At 54.8% G+C, this 22,109-nt stretch carries 21 protein-coding genes and 1 tRNA gene; 16 read left to right on the top strand and 6 right to left on the bottom strand.

What is annotated here, in order from left to right; translation table 11 throughout:
* Positions 1–322 precede the first annotated feature (322 nt).
* From hemE to rho, 3 genes are all read left to right on the top strand, one after another.
* Positions 323–1,354 carry a uroporphyrinogen decarboxylase gene (gene hemE / locus N8E88_RS17805; protein WP_262295519.1) on the top strand — a complete coding sequence of 344 codons (1,032 nt, stop codon included), beginning with the start codon at positions 323–325 and terminating at the stop codon, positions 1,352–1,354.
* 21 nt (positions 1,355–1,375) lie between these two features.
* A complete protein-coding gene (hemJ, locus tag N8E88_RS17810) occupies positions 1,376–1,915 on the top strand; it encodes a protoporphyrinogen oxidase HemJ (protein ID WP_262294833.1) in 540 nt (179 codons plus the stop codon).
* Positions 1,916–2,112: 197 nt separating this feature from the next.
* The gene (rho, locus tag N8E88_RS17815) at positions 2,113–3,378 is read left to right on the top strand and encodes a transcription termination factor Rho (protein WP_114429694.1); all 1,266 of its coding nucleotides are present in this window, start codon (positions 2,113–2,115) and stop codon (positions 3,376–3,378) included.
* A 3-nt stretch (positions 3,379–3,381) separates the two neighbouring features.
* Here the strand turns inward: rho and N8E88_RS17820 are convergent, their stop codons facing one another.
* Complete coding sequence (locus tag N8E88_RS17820; protein ID WP_262294834.1) at positions 3,382–5,391, bottom strand: thioredoxin domain-containing protein; 2,010 nt, start codon at positions 5,389–5,391, stop codon at positions 3,382–3,384.
* 73 nt (positions 5,392–5,464) lie between these two features.
* Here N8E88_RS17820 and mnmE point away from each other — a divergent pair, with 73 nt between their 5' ends.
* The 5 genes from mnmE to N8E88_RS17845 all read left to right on the top strand — a co-directional run bounded on the left by mnmE (position 5,465) and on the right by N8E88_RS17845 (position 11,937).
* Positions 5,465–6,799: a tRNA uridine-5-carboxymethylaminomethyl(34) synthesis GTPase MnmE gene (gene mnmE / locus N8E88_RS17825; protein WP_262294835.1), complete on the top strand. Its 1,335-nt coding sequence runs from the start codon at positions 5,465–5,467 to the stop codon at positions 6,797–6,799.
* A gap of 834 nt (positions 6,800–7,633) precedes the next feature.
* Entirely contained in the window at positions 7,634–9,499 is a 1,866-nt protein-coding gene (gene mnmG, locus N8E88_RS17830) for a tRNA uridine-5-carboxymethylaminomethyl(34) synthesis enzyme MnmG (RefSeq protein ID WP_262294836.1), read from the top strand.
* Positions 9,496–10,140 (top strand): 16S rRNA (guanine(527)-N(7))-methyltransferase RsmG, encoded by a 645-nt coding sequence (rsmG, locus tag N8E88_RS17835; protein ID WP_262294837.1) that lies wholly within the window; start codon positions 9,496–9,498, stop codon positions 10,138–10,140. Before mnmG ends, rsmG begins: the two co-directional genes overlap by 4 nt.
* Before the next feature lie 54 nt (positions 10,141–10,194).
* Positions 10,195–10,989, top strand: coding sequence for a ParA family protein (locus N8E88_RS17840; RefSeq protein ID WP_262295520.1), 795 nt, complete (start codon positions 10,195–10,197; stop codon positions 10,987–10,989).
* A gap of 39 nt (positions 10,990–11,028) precedes the next feature.
* Complete coding sequence (locus N8E88_RS17845) at positions 11,029–11,937, top strand: ParB/RepB/Spo0J family partition protein (RefSeq protein WP_262294838.1); 909 nt, start codon at positions 11,029–11,031, stop codon at positions 11,935–11,937.
* Between the two features lie 9 nt (positions 11,938–11,946).
* On the opposite strand, the gene holA is transcribed toward N8E88_RS17845, so the two are convergent.
* Both holA and N8E88_RS17855 read right to left on the bottom strand, forming a co-directional pair.
* Complete coding sequence (gene holA / locus N8E88_RS17850) at positions 11,947–12,996, bottom strand: DNA polymerase III subunit delta (protein WP_262294839.1); 1,050 nt, start codon at positions 12,994–12,996, stop codon at positions 11,947–11,949.
* Positions 12,997–13,118: 122 nt separating this feature from the next.
* Positions 13,119–13,193, bottom strand: a tRNA-Gly gene (locus N8E88_RS17855).
* Positions 13,194–13,393: 200 nt separating this feature from the next.
* Between N8E88_RS17855 and N8E88_RS17860 the strand changes: the two genes are divergently transcribed.
* The 6 genes from N8E88_RS17860 to N8E88_RS17885 all read left to right on the top strand — a co-directional run bounded on the left by N8E88_RS17860 (position 13,394) and on the right by N8E88_RS17885 (position 17,032).
* A complete protein-coding gene (locus N8E88_RS17860; protein WP_262294840.1) occupies positions 13,394–13,903 on the top strand; it encodes a prolyl-tRNA synthetase associated domain-containing protein in 510 nt (169 codons plus the stop codon).
* A 71-nt stretch (positions 13,904–13,974) separates the two neighbouring features.
* Positions 13,975–14,955 carry a thioredoxin gene (gene trxA / locus N8E88_RS17865; protein ID WP_262294841.1) on the top strand — a complete coding sequence of 327 codons (981 nt, stop codon included), beginning with the start codon at positions 13,975–13,977 and terminating at the stop codon, positions 14,953–14,955.
* A 53-nt stretch (positions 14,956–15,008) separates the two neighbouring features.
* A complete protein-coding gene (locus N8E88_RS17870) occupies positions 15,009–15,671 on the top strand; it encodes an LON peptidase substrate-binding domain-containing protein (protein WP_262294842.1) in 663 nt (220 codons plus the stop codon).
* Positions 15,672–15,690: 19 nt separating this feature from the next.
* Positions 15,691–15,885, top strand: a complete 195-nt coding sequence (locus N8E88_RS17875; protein ID WP_262294843.1) for a Trm112 family protein — start codon at positions 15,691–15,693, stop codon at positions 15,883–15,885.
* A 74-nt stretch (positions 15,886–15,959) separates the two neighbouring features.
* Positions 15,960–16,538 carry a TetR/AcrR family transcriptional regulator gene (locus tag N8E88_RS17880; RefSeq protein WP_262294844.1) on the top strand — a complete coding sequence of 193 codons (579 nt, stop codon included), beginning with the start codon at positions 15,960–15,962 and terminating at the stop codon, positions 16,536–16,538.
* A 71-nt stretch (positions 16,539–16,609) separates the two neighbouring features.
* Positions 16,610–17,032, top strand: coding sequence for a metallopeptidase family protein (locus N8E88_RS17885; protein ID WP_262295521.1), 423 nt, complete (start codon positions 16,610–16,612; stop codon positions 17,030–17,032).
* A 15-nt stretch (positions 17,033–17,047) separates the two neighbouring features.
* On the opposite strand, the gene N8E88_RS17890 is transcribed toward N8E88_RS17885, so the two are convergent.
* Positions 17,048–17,254, bottom strand: a complete 207-nt coding sequence (locus tag N8E88_RS17890; RefSeq protein ID WP_112524959.1) for a DUF1737 domain-containing protein — start codon at positions 17,252–17,254, stop codon at positions 17,048–17,050.
* A gap of 43 nt (positions 17,255–17,297) precedes the next feature.
* Entirely contained in the window at positions 17,298–18,170 is an 873-nt protein-coding gene (locus tag N8E88_RS17895; RefSeq protein WP_262294845.1) for an HpcH/HpaI aldolase/citrate lyase family protein, read from the bottom strand.
* 157 nt (positions 18,171–18,327) lie between these two features.
* Between N8E88_RS17895 and leuD the strand changes: the two genes are divergently transcribed.
* Positions 18,328–18,933, top strand: a complete 606-nt coding sequence (gene leuD, locus N8E88_RS17900; RefSeq protein ID WP_262294846.1) for a 3-isopropylmalate dehydratase small subunit — start codon at positions 18,328–18,330, stop codon at positions 18,931–18,933.
* 69 nt (positions 18,934–19,002) lie between these two features.
* Positions 19,003–20,115 carry a 3-isopropylmalate dehydrogenase gene (leuB, locus tag N8E88_RS17905; RefSeq protein ID WP_262294847.1) on the top strand — a complete coding sequence of 371 codons (1,113 nt, stop codon included), beginning with the start codon at positions 19,003–19,005 and terminating at the stop codon, positions 20,113–20,115.
* 63 nt (positions 20,116–20,178) lie between these two features.
* On the opposite strand, the gene N8E88_RS17910 is transcribed toward leuB, so the two are convergent.
* Complete coding sequence (locus tag N8E88_RS17910; RefSeq protein ID WP_262294848.1) at positions 20,179–22,065, bottom strand: MFS transporter; 1,887 nt, start codon at positions 22,063–22,065, stop codon at positions 20,179–20,181.
* Positions 22,066–22,109: the final 44 nt, after the last annotated feature.

Below are 22,109 nucleotides of genomic sequence, written 5' to 3' on the forward strand. Positions count from 1 at the left end.
CACAGCGAGCCTGCCTGTGGGAACTCTTTCCGATCGTTTTGCAATTCTGTGGACTATTGCGACTTTTCGCCTGTTTTCCCATGGTTTTCACAGGATTATCCACAATTGATGCTAAGTTAAATATTTGATATTGTTGACTTATATCGATTATTATCACTACCTTTGGAAACTTTGCTGCAGTTATTCTGGATTGGATCCGGAATTGTTCGTTGTGGGAAAATTCTGGCAATGTGGTAATTCCCATTACAAACAGACTCTAAGAATCAGAAATCCAATTAGATCTAAATTTCTTTTTTGTAAGATAGACTGGGAGTGATCAATGATGGTTCGCAAAGTGATGAAAGTCCTTGGAGGCGAGACTGTCTTTCCTCCACCAATCTGGATGATGCGCCAAGCGGGGCGCTATCTTCCCGAATATCGAGAAGTGCGAAAGAACGCAGGCAGCTTTCTCGACCTGTGCTATTCGCCGGATCTGGCTGTCGAGGTGACTATGCAGCCTATTCGCCGTTTTGGTTTCGATGCGGCAATCCTGTTTTCTGATATTCTGGTTGTCCCGCATGCGCTCGGCCGAGATCTTCGCTTTGAAGAAGGACGTGGGCCCCTGATGACCCCGATCGACAAGGACGGGATTTTCTGGTTGGAATCGAAAGGCGCTGCCGATCGCCTGGAGCCGGTCTACGAGACCGTGCGGTTGCTAAGACAGCAACTCCCCACTGAAACAACCTTGCTCGGCTTCTGTGGGGCGCCCTGGACGGTGGCGACCTATATGATCGCCGGACATGGCACACCGGATCAGGCTCCCGCCCGGCTTTTTGCCTATCGCAACCCGGAGGCATTTCAAAAGCTATTGGACGAGCTTGCTGATGTATCCGCTGAATATCTCATCCGTCAGATAGATGCAGGTGCCGATGCGGTGCAGATTTTCGATTCCTGGTCTGGTGTTCTCGATGAAGCCTGCTTCGAGCAGTTTTGCGTGGCGCCCGTTGCGGCAATCGTTAAAAAGGTCCGCGAAGTCCATCCGGATGTTCCGATCATCGGTTTCCCCAAAGGTGCGGGTGCGCTTTATATGAATTATCGAGAACGTACCCATGTCACTGCACTCGGACTGGATTGGTCAGTGCCGCTTTCCATGGCCTCTTCATTGCAGGGTGGTGGCGCAGTCCAGGGCAATCTCGATCCCTTGCGGGTAGTTGCCGGCGGCCGGGCTCTGGATGATGGCATCGATGCTATTCTGGATGCGTTGGGTCAGGGACCACTGATTTTCAATCTGGGTCATGGCATTACACCGGATGCGCCGGTGTCTCATGTAGAGCAGATGGTAAACCGTGTACGTCAGGCAACTATCCGGACCTGACTCTCAACGTAGGCAAGCAATATGAGCGATATCAAATTGACCAATACGGAATCGAAGAAAATTCCAGTTCTGCCGCGGTTGATCGCTGCAGCTGTGGCGCTTTGTGTCATCACGCTGGTTTTTCTATACCCCGGCGACGCTTATCCATGGGTCAAGGCGATCCATGTCATTGCCGTCATCTCGTGGATGGCTGGCATGCTCTACTTGCCACGATTGTTTGTTTATCACTGCACCGCCGAACCGGGTTCAGTTCAATCCGAAACCTTCAAGGTGATGGAAAATCGCCTGTTGAAGGCGATCATCGATCCCGCCATGGGTGTGACCTGGCTCGCGGGACTGTGGCTCGCCTGGCAATCGGGCGCCTATATGGATGGCTGGTTCCACGTCAAGTTTCTATCTGTTCTCATTCTTTCGGCCGTGCATGGGTATTTTTCCAAGGCCGTACGGTTATTTGCCGAGGATCGAAACGTGAAGTCGGTTCGCTTCTGGCGTATGATGAACGAGGTACCGACCGTGTTGATGGTCATTATTGTGATCATGGTCATCATAAAGCCATTTTGATCGATAATAAAAATTTTGGTCAGTGATCAATACCACTGATGAAATCTCTTGCCCTTATGGTCATGATTGGCTAGACAAGGGCCTCCTCTCCGGAAATACCGCCACAGCAATCTTCGGCCATTTTTAGTGGCACTGCATTCAGGCATCGTCATTTCCCTTTCTCATTTCACACCAATAGAATTAAGAGTTCCGCACACATGCAGGAAATGAAACTACAAGAACTCAAGAACAAGACCGCGGTTGATCTTCTCGCCTTTGCCGAATCGCTCGAGGTTGAAAACGCCAGCGTCATGCGCAAACAGGAGTTGATGTTTGCGATCTTGAAAAAATTAGCCTCGCAGGAGGTAGAAATCATTGGCGAAGGCGTGGTCGAGATTTTGCAAGATGGCTTCGGCTTCATGCGCTCTGCCAATGCCAATTATCTGCCGGGCCCCGATGACATCTATATTTCGCCATCGCAGATCCGGCGTTTTTCGCTGAAGACAGGCGATACGGTAGAAGGCCCAATACGCGGACCGAAGGAAGGTGAGCGCTATTTTGCTCTACTCAAGGTTAATACCGTCAACTTCGAAGATCCCGAAAAAATCCGCCACAAGATTCATTTTGACAATCTGACGCCGCTCTATCCAAACGAGCGCTTCAAAATGGAACTAGAGAATCCGACCACCAAGGATCTTTCCGCTCGCGTCATCGATCTTGTCGCACCACTCGGCAAAGGCCAGCGCGGACTGATTGTTGCGCCGCCCCGCACCGGTAAAACCGTGCTCTTGCAGAATATCGCGCATTCGATCACTGCCAATCATCCGGAATGCTATCTTATAGTGCTTCTGATCGACGAACGCCCGGAAGAAGTGACCGACATGCAGCGCTCGGTGAAGGGCGAAGTCGTGTCGTCGACTTTCGATGAGCCGGCCTCGCGCCACGTACAGGTCGCCGAGATGGTTATCGAGAAGGCGAAGCGTCTCGTCGAACACGGCCGCGATGTTGTCATTCTGCTCGATTCCATTACCCGGCTTGGCCGCGCCTACAACACGGTTGTGCCCTCATCAGGTAAGGTCTTGACCGGCGGTGTCGACGCCAATGCCCTGCAGCGGCCGAAGCGTTTCTTTGGTGCTGCGCGTAATATCGAAGAAGGCGGTTCGCTGACGATTATCGCGACGGCGCTGATCGATACAGGCAGCCGTATGGATGAAGTCATCTTCGAAGAGTTCAAGGGTACGGGCAACTCCGAAATCGTGCTCGACCGCAAGGTCGCCGACAAGCGTATCTTCCCGTCCATGGATATTCTGAAATCCGGTACGCGCAAGGAAGACCTTCTTGTACCGCGTCAGGATCTGCAGAAGATTTTCGTTCTGCGCCGTATTCTTGCTCCCATGGGCACGACAGATGCGATCGAATTTCTTATCGACAAGCTCAAGCAGACCAAGACCAATGGTGAATTCTTCGATTCGATGAATACGTAACGTTTAAGGGAATGGCCGAAGCAGGGCGTGAAGCTCTTCGGTTGTCTCCACTGGTGCAAGACAGACAAACCCGCGGCACAAATAGGCTGCGGGTTTGTTTATTGTGACCTCGCCCGCACCGTGGACGAATTCGATCTTTTCGCCTTTGCGAAACTCGATCCATATGTCGGTACGGCGCGGGTCGGGGGTGTGATCCGCCAGGTTCATTAGAGGATGGTTGTTCCTGTCTGGCGCAACGACGACGAGTTTCAACGGCTCAAGCAGAAGACTGGCGCTGTTGAAAACTCCAGCCTGTCCGTAACGCTGTTGGATCACCCGGCCCAGGGCATTCTCAGCGATGCCTTCCGCATTCTGCCGAAGTTCGTCATCGCCCGTAAAGGTCGCCAGCCGTAGCATTGCTTCAATGATCTGGCTGGTGGCGCTAGGTATTGCCTCATCCTGATCGCCGCGCACGCGAATGATGACATCCCCGCTGTCCGAAGCGCTAAGGGCATAATTACCGTCCTCAGTCTTATGCCATTTATCCAGCATTGTCAGCCAATGTTGCGCATCCTTGATATATGGCTTTTCCTGCGTCGCCTGATAGAGCGACAGAGCGGCGTTGATCATCGCGGCATAGTCTGATGATAGCCCTGGAAACAGTCGCGACTGACCTAGGACCGAATGCGGAAGCCGCCCGTCCACCATAGATTCGGATATGGAACGATAGGCTGTGGCACCTAGTTGCACCCAATCCGGTCGATCAACGAAGCGCCCAGCCTCTGCGAGCGCACGAACCATCAGGCCATTCCAATCGGTAAGTGCTTTGTCGTCCCGCCCCGGGCGAACTCGATTCTCCCGTATGGCAAAAAGCTTTTGCCGTGCGCGGGTCAATTGGTGTTCAACGCCGGGATCCAGGCTGTTGGGAGCGCGGAGGCGATTGAGGATCGTCTTTCCCTCCCAGTTTCCCTCATCGCGCACATCATATATCCGCCGGAAAGTCTCGAATTCCCGTTCATCAGGGATTTGGGCAGCCTCCCAGACATAGAAACGCCCCTCCTCCCCTTCGCTGTCAGCGTCGAGACTGGATGCAAAACGGCCATCGATAACCATTTCTCGCTGCAGCCACCCAATCGTTTCTTCGATTCGGATACGGAACAATTCGTCTAGCGTCTGCGCGTAGGCGTAAGTGGCATGCCGAATGAGTTGCGCATTGTCGTAGAGCATTTTTTCGAAGTGCGGCACCAGCCAATCGTCGTCGACGGAATAGCGCGATAATCCGCCGCCTAGATGATCGTAAATCCCGCCCTGAAGCATCGTCTTCAGGCTAGTTAGAAATGCATCCCGATGGGCAATTTCGCCATTTCGGAGCCAGGATAGCCACAGGATGTCCATAAAGGGAGCATTTGGAAACTTGGGCGCACCCGAGAGACCTCCTTTTGACAGATCGATCATGCTGTAGACATCGGCGGCAAATCGATCAAACAGATCTTTATTGATCGGTTTGGAATCAGCCTGGGCATTAAGCCGCCCGCTTACGTGCTGGGTAACCAGGCGGACATTTTGCTCAACACGCGTCCGATCCTGATGCCACGCAGAACTGATGGAACTGAGCACGTCAAGGAAGCCGGGCCTGCCATACTTGGAGTGCTTGGGAAAATACGTCCCGCCCCAGAAGGGCTCCGCCTCCGGCGTGAGGAACATCGTCAGCGGCCAACCGCCCTGTTGGCCCATTGCACCGAGAGCGGCCATATAGATCTGATCGATGTCAGGCCGCTCTTCTCGATCCACTTTCACATTGACGTAGAGATTGTTCATCAATGCAGCGACTTCAGCGTCTTCGAAACACTCATGCGCCATGACATGGCACCAGTGGCAGGCGGCATAGCCGACGGATAATAGAATGGGCTTGCGGGTTTCGCGAGCCTCCTCCAATACGCGCTTGCTCCATGGCCGCCAGTGAACAGGATTTGCCGCATGCTGGCGTAGATAGGGGCTGGATTCGTGGCTGAGCAGATTGGCTTTCTCAAACATCGAAATTGCAACACCCTTTTCGAATGAAACACGACAGTCTATCAAGGCCTAGTGTAGGCGTGGATTGAATGAAATGGAACAGAACCATATTTTTGGCGATACGATTTTCGCCCTCTCGAGCGGCAGGCTTCCCTCCGGCGTGGCTGTCATACGCATCTCCGGACCACAGACTCGATTCGTCACCGAAACTATCTCCGTCCGACTTCCCCAGCCGAGAAGCGCAGCCCTGAGGTTCCTGAGGGATTCAGACGGCAGTCTCATTGATCGTGGACTGGTACTGTTCTTTCCAGCGCCGGCGAGCTTTACTGGCGAAGATTGCGCTGAGCTCCATCTTCACGGGGGCAAGGCCGTTGTCGACGCTATGATTACCGTCCTGTACAAATTTGCCGGCTGCCGGTTGGCAGAGGCGGGAGAGTTTACCCGCCGAGCTTTTGCCAACGGCAAATTTGATCTGACAGTGGCTGAAGGCCTTGCCGACTTGATAGCGGCGGAAACCGACGGCCAACGCAAGCTTGCGTTGCAGGTTTCTTCGGGAGCTCAAGCGAACCTCTATTCCTCTTGGCGCACCGAACTGATCCGCGCACGCGCTTTGATCGAAGCAGAGCTCGATTTCGCGGATGAATCCGATGTCCCCGGATCAGTTTCCGATCAGGTTTGGGAGTCGATGCGCAACTTGGCCGAACGCATTGGCAAGCACGTCGTAGATGGAAAACGCGGCGCGATGGTCCGCGACGGTTTTCGCGCGGTTATCGTCGGGGCACCGAATGCTGGCAAGTCCAGCCTCCTCAATGCGCTGGCGGGTCGCGATGTTGCTATTGTATCCGACGAGCCGGGAACGACGCGGGATCTGATAGAAATAAAGCTCGATCTGAATGGACTTCCGGTACTGGTCACTGATACGGCTGGCTTGCGCGAGACCGAAGGCAAGGTCGAGAAAATGGGGATCGACCGTGCTCTCGAACAAGCGTCGGCGGCGGATTTGGTCATTACGCTGACCGATCTATCGAATCCGGTGGAACCTAGGCTGAACGATGTTGCAGACGGCATAATCCTCCGCGTCGGCACAAAATCGGATCTCACCCAATCTCCCGGTGCTGCAGCGTATGATTTGGTCCTTTCCACTCGAACCGGAGAAGGACTGGACGATCTGTTGGAGATGCTTGCCAAACGAGTGGAACTTGCCGCTGGCAGTCTTTCGGACCCATTGCCCACACGCCGCCGCCACATGGAACTTCTGACGGAAACCGGCCGTGAGGTCACGGCTGCAGTTTACGACGAAGCCGCGCCTTTGGAAGTCCGGGCCGAATACCTCCGGCGCGCTTCACATTCATTGGGCAGGATAACCGGGGATGTGGATGTCGAAGATATACTGGACGTTGTCTTTTCGCAGTTCTGCATCGGAAAATGATTCACGTGAAACATATCCAGCGATGGATAGAGTCGCTGGTTATGCTGTGCGTGGTTCGACAAGCTCACCATGAGGGAGGTGGGTGGGCTGCACGATAACCTGCAATGTTGCGACAGCCACACGACAACCGGCCGCGTCGCGACAGGCATCAACGGTGCTGTTCCTTGCTCCCTGCAATCAACCCACCTCCCTCATGGTGAGCCTGTCGAAGGGCGCACAGCAGCATTGCCATCCGGCAAATCAAGCAGCCTTAAAGGTACCCGCTCGAACCTCCGGACAAAAATAATCATGGCTGTTTATCCACGCCCCTGAAACCTGAGCTATCCTATGCCCGTCCTTTCCATGGGGAGCTGCTTCCGGAGCCGTTCGAAAGTGGGGAAGGACGGCGTGTCAGCGGGCGGGCAACGGACCCGAGCGCTGGCCGACCTGTTCGTCTTCGGAGGTCAATCTGCGCATTCCAGGCAGATATTGCCTCCATTGTTGACGCCAACGCCAATCGTGCGGACACTGCACCGACGGCGACGATGGGCCCGGACTCCAGGCGTTCATCCACTCGCCCTTCGGAACAAGCAGAAGCTGGCCGGCAGGGGGAAAACGTTAGCGGGCGGTCTTCGGATCGCATTATTTATCTACCAAGACGCGCTTCGACGACCGCCCGTCTTCCCACAATGCAAAGCAATGGCCAGACTCTGATGAGGGCGTGGCAATGCAAGTGCACGCATCGAATAAGGACAAATTGTTTCACGTGAAACATGTCACACTCGCTTATACTTGACTCACGACACGGTTTTGCCCATCAAGGCACAGATTCTGAATCTCTGAAAGTTCTGGCACGTGGGAAACGCTTTTGACGTCATCATTATTGGTGGTGGCCATGCCGGCTGTGAAGCAGCAGCGGCCTCCGCACGCGTTGGTGCAAAGACGGCACTGATAACACACCGTGCTGACACTATCGGTGTGATGTCGTGCAATCCGGCTATCGGGGGGCTGGGCAAGGGTCATCTCGTCCGCGAGATTGATGCCCTCGATGGGCTCATGGGCCGTGTGGCCGACGCGGCCGGGATCCAGTTTCGGCTGCTCAATCGTCGAAAGGGCCCTGCCGTGCGCGGGCCGCGCACACAGGCCGATCGCAAACTCTATCGCGTAGCTATGCAACTGGCGATTGCCGAGCAAAGCAATTTAACCGTGATTGAAGGTGGCGCCGACGATCTCGCTGTCGAGGATGGCAGTGTCATCGGAGTCCAACTGATGGATGGGCGTGTGCTGTCCTGCAGATCAGTAGTATTGACAACGGGAACATTTCTGCGGGGTCTCATTCATATTGGAGAGAAGCAGATACCTGCGGGACGTATGGGCGAGGCCCCTGCTCTTGGCCTCTCAGCAACCTTGGCAAAGCATGAGTTTGCGCTTGGTCGTTTGAAAACGGGAACGCCGCCAAGGCTCGACGGTCGTTCGATCGATTGGCGTAGCCTGGATATGCAATCCGCCGATGCGGATCCCTCGCCGTTCTCGCTGATGACGGATTCGATCCGGAACCCGCAGATTGATTGCGGAATCACGCGAACGACGCCAGAAACACATGCAATCATTCGGGCGAACTTGCATCGATCCGCCATGTATTCCGGCTCCATCGAAGGTATCGGCCCGCGTTATTGTCCATCCGTCGAGGATAAAATTGTAAAGTTTGGTGATCGGGATGGACACCAGATATTTCTAGAGCCTGAGGGCCTCGACGATAACACGGTCTATCCGAACGGCATCTCGACCTCGCTGCCGGAGGACGTCCAGCGCGATCTTTTGCAGACAATACCGGGCTTGGAACGGGCTGTTATGCTGCAGCCAGGCTACGCCATCGAGTACGATTTTATCGATCCACGTGAGCTTGATCGCGGCTTGCAAACACGCCGTATTTCTGGCCTGTTCTTGGCAGGCCAGATCAATGGAACCACGGGTTATGAGGAAGCCGCTGCACAAGGTTTGCTCGCTGGTCTTAATGCTGCTCGCCTCGCCGGCGGTTCTTCTCCGGTCATTATTCAGCGGACGGAAGCCTATATTGGCGTCATGGTCGACGATCTTACGTCGCGTGGCGTAAGCGAACCATACCGCATGTTTACATCCCGGGCGGAATTCCGGTTGTCGCTTCGTGCGGATAATGCCGATGAACGTTTGACGCCAATGGCTGAACGGCTTGGTATTCTCGGTGCGCCCCGCAAAGAACGCTTTGCCGACCGGACGCGTCACCTTGATGCGGCGCGCGAGCTCGCAAAAGGATTGACGATCACTCCCAATGCGGCAGCGCGGGTGGATCTCCATTTGAACCAGGATGGCATCCGGCGCTCGGCCTACGACCTGCTGGCGTTCCCCGACGTCGACTTTGTGCGTCTTAAGCAAATTTGGCCAGAGCTTGGCGGGATCAATGGCCGTGTTGCCGATGCACTGGAGATCGAAGCACAGTACGCGGTTTATCTCGACCGTCAGAAGGCCGATGTGGCCGCCATGGAGCGCGAGGAAGCCTTACTGATACCGCAGTCGATTGATTTTTCCAAAACACCGGGTCTGTCGAATGAGCTTAGGCAAAAATTGAAGCAGCGGCAGCCGCGTTCGCTTGCTGAAGCGCAGCGTATCGATGGCATGACCCCCGCAGCCATGGCTCTCATCATTACGCAGATCCGCCGGACTGCTAGGCGTGAAGTTGCGTGAGTTCCAGCCGGGAAAAACGCCTGCAAGACGTATTGTCCAGTGTTTCACGTGAAACAGTGGATAACCTTCTCGATTTTGAAGCGTTGTTCCGCAAGTGGTCAAAAGCTATCAATCTGGCATCGCCCTCAACACTCGATCAGCTATGGGAACGGCATATCGTGGACAGCGCCCAACTTTTCGACATGGCGCCAAATGCTTTGAAGTGGCTGGATCTTGGTTCCGGTGGAGGGTTTCCCGGCATTGTATTGGCAATCCTTCTCAAGCAACGAGCGGGGGCCGGTATAGATCTGGTCGAAAGTAATGGTAAGAAAGCCGCCTTTTTGCGTACAGCGATTGGCCGGTTCTCCGCTCCTGCCACCGTCCATGCTATGCGAATCGATGCTGCATGGGCCAGAATAGCTACCCCGGACGTTATAACAGCCCGCGCTCTCGCCCCTTTAAGCGGGTTGTTCACCCTTGCGGAGCCTTGGTTGAAGCAGGATTCGGTAGGCCTTTTTCAAAAAGGGCGGGATTACCGAAGGGAAATTGAGGAAAGCCGTGACGCATGGTCGTTTGATCTGGTAGAACGTGTCAGTGCCGTCGACAAAGATTCTGTTGTGCTACAAGTAAGCCATTTGCGACGGAAAGACACGAACCAATAGAATTTGCATTCGCTTGATCGTCCTCGATCAACGTTTTGCTCAGGAAGTCAAGCGATGAACAGCCAGACTCGCATCATTACCATAGCCAATCAAAAGGGCGGAGTGGGTAAAACCACGACCGCCATCAACCTGGCCACGGCATTGGCTGCTATTGGCGAGAGTGTATTGATTGTCGACCTTGATCCGCAGGGCAATGCCAGCACAGGGCTTGGAATCGATCGAAAAAATCGAACTATATCGTCCTACGACGTCCTGATGCAGGTGGCTTCCGTCGAAGAAGCGGCTGTACCGACAGCGGTGCCGAATCTATCGCTAATTCCATCCACGCTGGACCTACTTGGTGTCGAGATGGAGATTTCGAATGCCTCCGACCGTGCTACCCGGCTGCGCAAGGCGTTTCGCGGCGGTGTAGACGCATCTCCTTTTACCTACATCTTGATTGATTGCCCTCCGTCGCTCAATCTATTGACAATGAATGCGATGGCTGCGGCCGATTCAGTTCTGGTTCCATTGCAGTGCGAGTTCTTCGCGCTTGAGGGATTAAGTCAGCTTCTGGAGACGGTCAATCAGGTCAGAGCGGCGCTTAATCCTAATCTGATGATCCAGGGGATCGTGCTCACCATGTTTGATGGACGAAACAATCTTGCGACGCAGGTCGTCGATGATGTGCGCTCTTTCATGGGCGACAAGGTTTACCGGACCGTCATACCGCGCAATGTTCGGGTTTCCGAGGCGCCGTCCTATGGAATTCCAGCGATTCTGTACGATCTGAAATGCGCGGGCAGCCAGGCTTATTTGCAACTCGCATCAGAGGTTATTCAAAGAGAGCGGCATCTGCGTGCAGCCTGATCGATTCGAAGACGAAACATTTATGAGAGCCCACTTAAAATGAATGAAGACCTGTCAAAAAAACGTTTGGGCCGCGGTCTGGCAGCCCTGATAGGCGAGATGGACCGTGTGCCTGATGAGGCCGGTTCACAGTCCATTTCGCCTTTGGATCGTCAAGTTCCCATCGAATTCATAACCCGAAATCCTCGCAACCCGCGCCGCCTGTTTACAGAAGGCGATCTGGAAGATCTGACGCAATCGATACGCGAGCATGGCATTGTCCAGCCCGTGGTCGTTCGTCCGGCAAAGGATTCTCCTGGCCATTACGAGTTGATCGCGGGCGAACGCCGCTGGCGTGCGGCTCAGCGCGCCGGCCTCGCGACAGTTCCAGTCATTGTCCGCGAAGTTGATGATCGCGTCGCGCTCGAGCTTGCAATTATCGAGAACGTGCAGCGTGCTGACCTTAACCCGATTGAAGAAGGTATGGGATATCAACAGCTTATCGATGATCACGAATATACCCAGGCTGATCTGGCGCAGGTGATCGGCAAGAGCCGCAGTCACGTTGCCAATACGCTGCGACTGCTCAAACTGCCTGATTCAGTGCGCGACATGATTACAAATGGATCGTTGTCGGCCGGCCATGCTCGCACCCTCATCACCACCGAAGACCCGAGTGGGCTTGCCGAAAAAATCGTCAGGGATGGCTTGTCGGTACGCCAGGCCGAAGCGCTTGCGCAGGATGGCGGCAAGCCGTCAGCCATCAAGCGGAAAGCCGAACCCGGAGAGGGGAAGGACGCGGATACCAAGGCCCTGGAGAAACTGCTTTCGGATGTCATGGGAATGCGCGTATCGGTCAATCACGTGAACAATGGTGGCGATGTGCGCATCCATTATACGACGCTGGAGCAGCTTGATGAGATCTGCCAACGTCTTCAAAATCGCGCAAAATGGGGCGGTCTAGCCTGACGAAGTTGTTCATCGACTATTGCGCGCTACCCGAGCTGCCTCGGCGGCGAGGGCAATCATGGATTGCCGGATAATCGGGACGGCCAGCGCCGCATTGCGCCGGCTCTCAAGGACCGTCCTCTGCAATCGCTCGATGGCACGCGTGCATGATTGCGTCGTCCAAAACCGAAGGGCAGTCTCCACCAGTTTTTTTCGTGCGAAGAAAATCGGGGGTCTGGCAGACGTAACGGCGAGGTTCGCGGTCTTTCCTTCGTTTTCCATGCCGTAACGTAACGTTTGTAACGACTGAAACTGGCGGATTGCGGCGCTGAGGACAAGAAAACTTGACGAACCGGTCCCGATGACGCGATCAAATGCGTGGGTGAAATCGACGATGTTGCCAACCATCATCGCATCGACAATTGTCTCATAAGAGACGGCGCTGACGTCCCCGATGATCTCGCGCACATCGTCAATAGAGATGCGCTCTTTGCCGTATGCGTAAAGGCAAATCTTGTCGAGCTCGGCTCGTGTGGCGAGACGATCACCGCCAAGGCTTTCCTTCAGGAGATTGCGAGCGTCAAGCGCGATCTGCAGCTGGTTCTTCGCCAGCACATCGTCAATAGTGCCATCAATTCCACGTGCATCATCGCTATAGCAGGGAAGGGCCATAGCGCTGGAGCTCTGCTCGACGATGCCACGCAAGCCCGCGCCCTTCTTCAGATCCCCGGCTTCGACCAGGATAAACGTGTCAGTGGGCGGGTTTTTGGCAAGAAACCCAAGGGCGTCTGCCAACCCTTTCTGGCCTGCCGCGCTGCGCACCCAGATCAAACGCTCGCCACCAAACATGGAAATCGTGTTTGCCTCGTCAGAAAGCCTGCCTGGCTCGGCGTTGATATCGTCGGCATCAAGTCGAATGACTGCAAAGGGGTCGTCTTTCGCAAGGCCGGTGAGCTTGATGAAAAGATCGGCTCGCTCACTCACAAGACCTTTGTCCGGTCCGTAAAGCAGAACGATGGGGTAGGCGCGATCCAGCCTTTTCAGGAAAGAATCAACCTCGTGCGCTTTCTTTTGTGCCATGGCATGGGTTTACCCATTTCACCAAGGATTGCAATTGCGACGTGGTCCGCCAGCATCAACTGCCGTGCCCCTAAACAGCAAAAAGGCCCAGGTAAACCTGAGCCTTTTGAACTTCGGACAACTGGAGCGGGAGAAGGGATTCGAACCCTCGACCCCAACCTTGGCAAGGTTGTGCTCTACCCCTGAGCTACTCCCGCATATGCCAGTTAGTCTTGCGAAGCGGGGCCTATATGGCCCAAGCGCCGGCTAATTGCAACAGGGAAATTTCGCCTTCTGCGAGATATGGTGGAAATCGCTCATGAACATCTGCCGGATTCGGCTTTCCCCTTGAGGAAGAGCGGTTGAACCATTACGAGAACATACGGTTATTACCCGAAAGACCAGCGAAAAGGCCGTCATGGGCAAGTCATTCGACGAGTTGATGCAGTATCTCGGCGACATGGGCATAGAGGTGTCGACCATTCGTCATGCCGCTGTGTTTACAGTAGCCGAGGCCCGGAACCTGCGTGGGCAGGTTTCTGGCGCTCACACCAAGAATCTTTTTCTCAAGGACAAGAAAGACAACTACTTTCTGGTGACGGTGGACGAGGATGCCGAGATCGATCTCAAGACAATTCACAGCAAGATCGGCGCTGCGAGCCGTGTATCGTTCGGCAAACCGGAAAAACTGCTGGAGTACCTTGGTCTGACACCAGGAGCCGTAAGTGTGTTCGGGCTGATCAACGACACGCAGCACCAAGTCAGCGTGGTGCTGGACGAAAAGCTCATGCAGCATGGCATTATCAACGCCCATCCGTTGACGAATGAGGCCACGACATCGATCCGGCGCGAAGACCTGCTGGCGTTCCTCAAGATGACCGGACATGAACCTCTCATCTTGAAAATCGACGTGGCAACACCAAACTGATACCTCGTCGCATGAGTTGGCCTTTGCAAGAGGTTGTGGTTGAATGGAACGGCAGATGACGGGAGAATTTCATGAGCAAAATCGATAACCCGTTCGGCAGCGGCTATGGCGCAGTCTCGGCCGCCCAAACCGTCTCCTTTGGAACGCCGTCTCCAAACGGAGCTGCAGCCAGCGCCGGCGACCTCATCAAGGAAACGACCACGGCTGGGTTCTCCAAAGATGTGATTGCGGAATCGAAAAGTCAGCCGGTCCTTGTGGATTTCTGGGCACCGTGGTGTGGACCATGCAAGCAGCTCACGCCTATTCTTGAAAAGGCAGTTCGCGCAGCTGGCGGACGGGTCAAGCTCGTCAAGATGAATATCGACGACCATCCGGCTATCGCTGGCCAGCTTGGAATCCAGTCCATTCCCGCTGTCATCGCTTTCGCCGACGGCAAGCCGCTCGATGGCTTCATGGGAGCCCTCCCGGAATCGAAGGTGACAGAATTCATCGATCGTATTGCGTCGCCCGATGGGGGCGGGGATGCGGCCATCCAGTCGGCACTCGACGCAGCGGCTCATGCTGTAGAAGCCGGCGATGTCGAGCAGGCGGCCCAGATTTATTCTGCTGTCCTTGGCGAAGTGCCAGACCACGTGGCGGCGCTTGCGGGCTTAGCCAATTGTTTGATCGAGCTCGGTGAACTCGACAAGGCCAAAGCCACCTTGGAGCAAGTGCCTGCCGCGAGCAAAGACGACGCGGGTGTCCGTGCCGCCGAGGCCAAGATCGCATTGGCTGAGCAGGTGGCAAAACTTGGCGATCCGGTGGCGTTGGAGGCGCGGCTTCAGGAAAACCCGAAGGATTACGCGGCACGATTCGACCTTGCGATGATTCTGAATGCCAAAGGCCAGCGCCACGAAGCCGCAGACCAGCTCCTCGCAATCATGAAGGCTGATCGGGCATGGAACGACGATGGTGCCCGCAAGCAGCTGTTGCAATTTTTCGACGCTTGGGGAGCCGCGGATGAAGCCTCGGTCACTGCACGCCGTAAATTATCTTCCCTACTGTTCTCTTGACGGAAATCAGGCACAATAGCCGAGACCCCGATTTTTTCGGGCCGGAGTAGGCAATGCAAGCTGGAAATGTTCGCTATCGGACGCTGGATGATATCCCTGAAAACGTGCCGATCTTTCCCCTTTCGGGTGCGTTGCTGCTTCCTGGCGGGCAACTGCCACTCAACATTTTCGAACTACGCTATCTGGCTATGGTGGACGCGGCGCTCAGCGGCAAGCGAATAATCGGCATGATCCAGCCGCGTTTCGACCAGGACAATGAGGATGGTGGCGATCTGTGTGAAGTTGGTTGCTTGGGCCGGATCACATCTTTTGCTGAAACCGGCGATGGCCGTTTGCTGATAACTCTTCAGGGCATATGCCGCTTTCGGGTCATCAAGGAACTCTCGACTCGCACTCCATTTCGTCAATGCAAGATCGCCCCACTGCGTGCCGATCTCGACGAACCAGACGATTCGGAAGTGGACAGGCTCGCATTGCTGCGGGTATTTCGTGCTTATCTGGATGCAAACAACCTTGAAGCGGATTGGGACGGCATCTCGCGGGCCGGCAATGAGACGCTGGTCAACGCATTGGCGATGATGTCGCCCTTTGGTGCAGCTGAAAAACAGGCACTCCTGGAGGCTGCGGATTTAAAGACGAGAGCTGAAACCTTGATCGCGATTACCGAGATTGCGCTAGCCAAGGATCAGGATGATTATGAGGGCAGCCTCCAGTGAGATATTTCAGGGGTGAGGCATGACTGAAGCGAAACACGAAACAGTGATCGATCGCAAGTTGCTCGAACTGCTGGTCTGTCCCTTGACCAAAGGTCCACTCGTTTACGATCAACAAAGGTCAGAACTGGTTTCCAAATCGGCACATCTGGCTTATCCCGTGAGAGACGGCATTCCGATCATGCTGCCATCGGAAGCGCGCCCAATCGAGGATTGAGTTGCACCAAGGCTTTTCATACAGGATTGTTTGCGGCATAGTGAGTCAGTTGTGCAACTGACTTGCTTGCGAATATGACAAAGCGTAACGACAAACGCGAAATTCTGATTGCTACAGCCGCCGGATTATTCTGGCGACAGGGTTATGCGACGACGAGTCTTGCCGATATTGCAACCGATTCTGGCGTACCGCTTGGGAATATCTACTATTACTTCAAGAGTAAGGCCGAGCTGGCGCGTGGCGTTGCCGATATCTTCGTTGCCGAGACCGAAGGCATGCTGGCGGAAATCACCGTGACCGACCAGAACCCGCGTACACGTTTAAAGCTCCTTATTGAGAAGCTCTCGAACTCACTCAAAAGCAGGGTGGAGCATGGATGCCCGATTGCTCTGGGAATTCGTGACTTCAGGCATGAATCGCCTGAAGCTGCAGGGCGAGCCGCCGAAGCGTTCAGTCTTCTCATCGGCTTCATAGGGCGGGAGCTTGGCCGTTCCGGTATTCGCCCTTCCAGCGCCTTGGGCATAGCACGCAATGCGGTGACCGAATGGCAAGGTGGAATCATGCTCGCCCATGGTTTGAATGACCCGGCTGTTCTGGTCGAGAGTTTTCGCCGAATGGAACGATTATTGATCGCAGGGTCAGCGCGCTCCTGACTGCGACAACTCCACTCGCATATATGGGTTAAAGGCCCTATATGACGCCAGAGAGCTCTCCAGGAGTTATGATGGCCAGAAGTAACCAAACCGCTGACTGGGCGAATCGCCTGTCACCATCGCTGGGCGAAATCGAATCATTGGCGATCGAGGCTTATGCTCATCTGCCTGAAACGTTCCGTGCGCTATGCGGCGACATTACAATTCAGGTATCCGAATTTCCAGACGATCAGATTATCGAGGATATGGGACTTGAATCGCCGTTCGATTTGCTTGGCCTTTTTGAAGGGACAGGTATCGGGGAGCGGTTTTCGCTGCAAACTGGCGAGCAGCCCAACCGGATCACCATCTACCGGCGCGCCGTTCTCGACTACTGGGCTGAATATGAAGAAGCGCTAGGCGACATTGTCACTCATATTCTCATCCACGAAATCGGCCATCATTTCGGTCTGTCGGATGAGGACATGGAACGCATAGAAGCAAGTGCTGAATAAAGTTTGCTGCGAGTTTCAGTAATCGCTCAGCTTGATGCCCGGTTCATAGTCGACGCCATCGATATCCTTGACAACAGCTTGACCGCATTGCATCACGCCTGTTGCTGAATTGAACGCATAGGTGGGTGAACCATAAATGTGCCAGCCTTTGTTTATGGCTGCCGTCACCTTGTGGCAGAAGCTTGCATCATCGGGACCTGTTAAAATCCGGTACAGTTTCATGTGACGTTCTTTCCCTAATCTACGAGAAATCGGCATGCTGATTTCATTTCTTGCCGATTATGTCGAGTTTTTCCAGCAGCTTTTCTGCCATTTCGAGATGCAGACGTTCGACCATCTTGCCATTCAGTGAAGTCACTCCCTTGCCAAGGTTTTCCCGATTGGAGAATGCCTCAACGATCATTTTGGCCTCCGCGACAGAAGCTGAGTCGGGAAGGAAGGAGGAGTTTGCTGTTTCAATCTGTGATGGATGGATCAACGACTTTCCGTCAAAACCCATCCGAACGGCCTCGATGCATTCGGCCGCAAACCCGTCGAGGTCGGAGAAATCATTGTATACGCCGTCGATGACATCAAGTTTGCCGGCTTTGGCACACAACAGAACTTGCATGATCCACGGCCCGAGAGCGCCGCGCCCTCTCGTTCCGGTTTCCTTCGAAATATCATTGGTCCCGATAACAAAACAGTCGAGCCGCGCCGTCGATCGCAATCCAAGCTCGGCAATTTCATCGGCATTGAGGATCCCACGCGGCGTTTCGATCATCGCCCAGAGACGAATGCCGTCCGAAGCATCGGTCTCCTCGAGAATTTCGGCAACGCCGGTGATATCCTGCGGGGTCTCCACCTTGGGAAGGAGTATGGCGTCCGGTCTGCAGGCACGAGCAGCAAGCAAGTCCTCAGCGCCCCATTCGCTCGCCAGGCCATTGATACGGACAATGCGTTCGGCCTTGCTTTGGGGATGAGCCAGGAAGTATTCCCGCAAGATCTCGCGCGCATCTTCCTTGACGTCGGGCGCTACGGCATCCTCCAGATCGAATATGATGGCATCGGCATCCAGCGATGCTGCTTTGGCCAGCGCCCGGTTGTTTGACGCGGGAACATACAGCACGGACCGGCGAGGACGGAAAGTTCGGATCATTCACCTGTTTTGCCTTGATCGGACAGTCAAGACAAGGACAATCACAAGGGATTGAGGGACTTCGCCCAAAGTGCCACAGGCGAAAAGCTTTGATTCGAAGTAAAGCTGGTGTAAAGCGAAACGCAAAATCATTACCCAATATCTACAGGCAGATATCATGGACAAATTCACCAAGCTCACCGGCGTCGCAGCTCCGCTGCCGATTATCAACGTCGACACCGACATGATCATTCCAAAGGACTACCTGAAGACGATCAAGCGCACGGGTCTTGGTACCGGTCTTTTTGCCGAAATGCGCTATAATGAAGATGGCTCGGAAAACCCCGATTTCGTTCTTAACAAACCGGCCTATCGCAAGGCGCAGATTCTCGTCGCCGGTGATAATTTCGGTTGCGGCTCGAGCCGTGAACATGCGCCATGGGCCCTTCTGGATTTTGGCATCCGCTGTGTAATTTCGACCAGTTTTGCCGACATTTTCTACAATAACTGCTTCAAGAACGGCATTTTGCCGATCCGGGTAAGCCAGGAAGATCTCGACAAGCTGATGGATGATGCGCAGCGCGGTGCAAATGCGACAATCTCCATCGACCTTGAAGAAATGACGATCAAGGGTCCCGATGGCGGTACGATCACTTTCGAACTCGATGAGTTCCGTCGCTACTGCATGCTCAATGGTCTCGACGATATCGGCCTGACCATGGAAAAGGCGGCGAAGATCGACAATTTCGAAGCGTCCAATGCCGAAAAGCATCCTTGGGCCTGAAAGCAATATCCTAATCTGAAAGCCCGGTTATCCGGGCTTTTTTCTGCGTCTTTTTGTGAGGGTTCTACAATGGCAGCAAGAAAGCTTCTCCTTCTTCCGGGGGATGGTATCGGCCCCGAGGCAATGGCCGAAGTCCGCAAGATCATCGCCTATATGAATGCGGAACTGAACAGTGACTTCTCATTGGAAGAGGGGCTTGTTGGCGGCTGCGCCTATGACGTGCATGGCAAGGCGATCTCCGAGGCCGATATGGCAAAAGCTCTGGCCGCCGACGCGGTCCTGTTTGGCGCTGTTGGCGGACCAGAGTGGGACAGCGTTCCCTATGATGTGCGCCCCGAGGCGGGCCTCCTGCGTTTGCGCAAGGATATGGAGCTTTTTGCCAACCTGCGGCCGGCGATCTGCTATCCTGCACTTGCCGATTCATCGTCCTTGAAAAAGGAAATTGTCGAAGGTCTCGACATATTGATCGTCCGCGAACTGACGGGCGGCGTCTATTTCGGCGAACCCAAGGAAATTCGCGACCTCGGCAACGGCCAGAAGCGCGGCATCGATACACAGGTCTATGACACCTATGAGATCGAGCGCATCTCTGGCGTTGCCTTTGAGCTGGCGCGCACGCGCGGCAACAAGGTGACGTCGATGGAAAAGCGCAACGTCATGAAGTCGGGCGTTTTGTGGAATGAAGTGGTTACGGCTACTCACAAGACGAAATATCCAGATGTCAAACTCGAACATATGCTAGCCGATGCCGGCGGAATGCAGCTCGTTCGCTGGCCTAAACAGTTCGACGTCATCGTCACCGACAATCTGTTCGGCGACATGCTTTCCGATATCGCCGCAATGCTCACCGGCTCGCTCGGTATGCTGCCGTCGGCTTCACTCGGTGCGCCCGACGCCAAGACTGGCAAGCGCAAGGCGCTTTATGAGCCGGTGCACGGCTCGGCGCCGGACATTGCCGGGACAGGCGCAGCCAACCCGATCGCGATGATCGCGTCGTTCGCGATGTGTCTGCGGTACTCGTTCAACATGGTCGCCGAAGCTGACAGGTTGGAGGCGGCCGTAGCCGGTGTGCTCGAAGATGGCCTTCGCACGGGGGATATCATGTCGGAAGGCAAGACCAAAGTCGGGACCGTTGAGATGGGTGACGCAATTCTCGCCAAATTCCAGGCTCTTGCAACGTAGTATCGAAATCTGGACAAACAAAAGCCCGGCATGAGAAATCATGCCGGGCTTTTTTTTACCGGGTCACTTAATGTCGTGGAGATCGACTCCCTTGGTATCACGGACAAAAATGAGACCGATTATCAGGGTCATGGCTGCAACGATGATCGGATACCACAGGCCGTAGTAGATATCGCCCTTGAACGCGCTCATTGCGAAGACCGTCGCCGGGAGCAGCCCGCCGAACCAGCCATTACCGATATGATAGGGCAAGGACATGCCGGTGTAGCGGATGCGGGTCGGGAACATCTCGACGAGGATTGCGGCGATGGGACCATAAACCATTGTCACATAGAGCACGAGCACGAACAGGATCGCGATGACCTTTGTCCAGTTGACAGCGGCCGGATCGGCAACCATCTTGAACGCGCCTGCGCCGGGAACAGTATAGACCGGCACCTCGGTTGCGCCGGCAGCCTCTTCTGCGGTCAGCAACTTGTCCTTGATGGCCTGGTCAACCGGAACGAGCGTCTTTTCGCCACCGCGGATCGCGGCAGCATCGAGAGCCAGTTTCGGATTGGCCGCGACCAGAGCATCAAGCTTCGAGTCGACGACCTTCACCGGATCGCGGACGAGGGGATAGCCGCCGTCTTGAAGCGCGATGTTGACACTTTTGGCGAAAGCCACGTCCTTTGCCTTTGCGTCTGCTCCGGCGGCTGTTGCGTCGTAGGACTCGACCGTTTCCGAGCCGATCTTCACCGTCGCTACAGTACCTGGTGCCGCCGTTGCCACGACGTCATAGGGAACCGAGTTGCGAGTCAGGTAAGAGGTCGCGATATCGCACGAGGTAGTGAACTTGGCCGTGCCAGTCGGATTGAACTGGAACTTGCAGTCGCCCGGTGCAGCTGTGACGGTCGCTCGAATATTTTGCTGTGCCATGGCGAGCGCAGGATTTGCTGCCCAGGTCAATGCCTTGAACAGCGGGAAATACGTCAGGATTGCCAAGGCAAGACCGGCCATGATGATAGGCTTGCGACCGATCTTGTCGGAAAGCCAGCCGAAGAAGACGAAGAAACCGGTTCCGAGCAGGAGCGCGATGGCGATCATGATATTGACTGACTGGCCGTCGACCTTCAGGACGTTCTGCAGGAAGAACAATGCGTAGAACTGGCCGCAATACCAGACAACGGCCTGGCCGGCAGTGAGGCCCAGGAGCGCGATGAGAGCGATCTTGGCGTTCTTCCACTGCCCGAAGGCTTCCGATAGCGGTGCCTTGGAGCCTTTACCCTCCTCCTTCATTCTTTGGAACGCCGGCGATTCGCTCAAGGACAAACGGATCCAGACGGAGATACCGAGGAGTATGAAAGATAGAATGAATGGAATACGCCAACCCCATGCAGCAAACGCTTCCTTGCCGAGCCAATTCTGAATGATCAGGATGACGACGAGGGAAAGGAAAAGACCAAGTGTTGCTGTGGTCTGAATCCAGGACGTATAGTAGCCGCGTCTATTGTTTGGTGCGTGTTCAGCGACATACGTTGCTGCACCGCCATACTCACCCCCGAGAGCGAGCCCTTGCAGCATGCGCAGGGCAATAAGGATGATGGGCGCGGCAATACCCCAGCTGGCTGAACCTGGAAGAATACCGACAAGGAAGGTCGACAGACCCATAATCATGATGGTGATGAGGAACGTGTATTTACGGCCGACAAGATCACCGATGCGTCCGAAAACGAGGGCGCCGAATGGCCGAACCAGGAAGCCTGCGGCGAAGGCCAGTAGCGCGAAGATATTCCGCGTCGCTTCCGGATACTCACTGAAGAAGGCGGTACCGATGAAAGCGGCCAGGGAACCATAGAGATAGAAATCGTACCATTCGAAAACGGTTCCGAGCGAAGAAGCGAAGATGACCTTCTTTTCCTCCCTCGTCATACCCCGACTAGAATCGTCGGCCACAGTAGTGGTTGTCATTTCATTTTCTCCCAGAAAACAGCAGTTGAGCCAAGAACACGACA

It is taken from the genome of Phyllobacterium zundukense (assembly GCF_025452195.1).
GTDB classification, from domain to species: domain Bacteria; phylum Pseudomonadota; class Alphaproteobacteria; order Rhizobiales; family Rhizobiaceae; genus Phyllobacterium; species Phyllobacterium zundukense_A.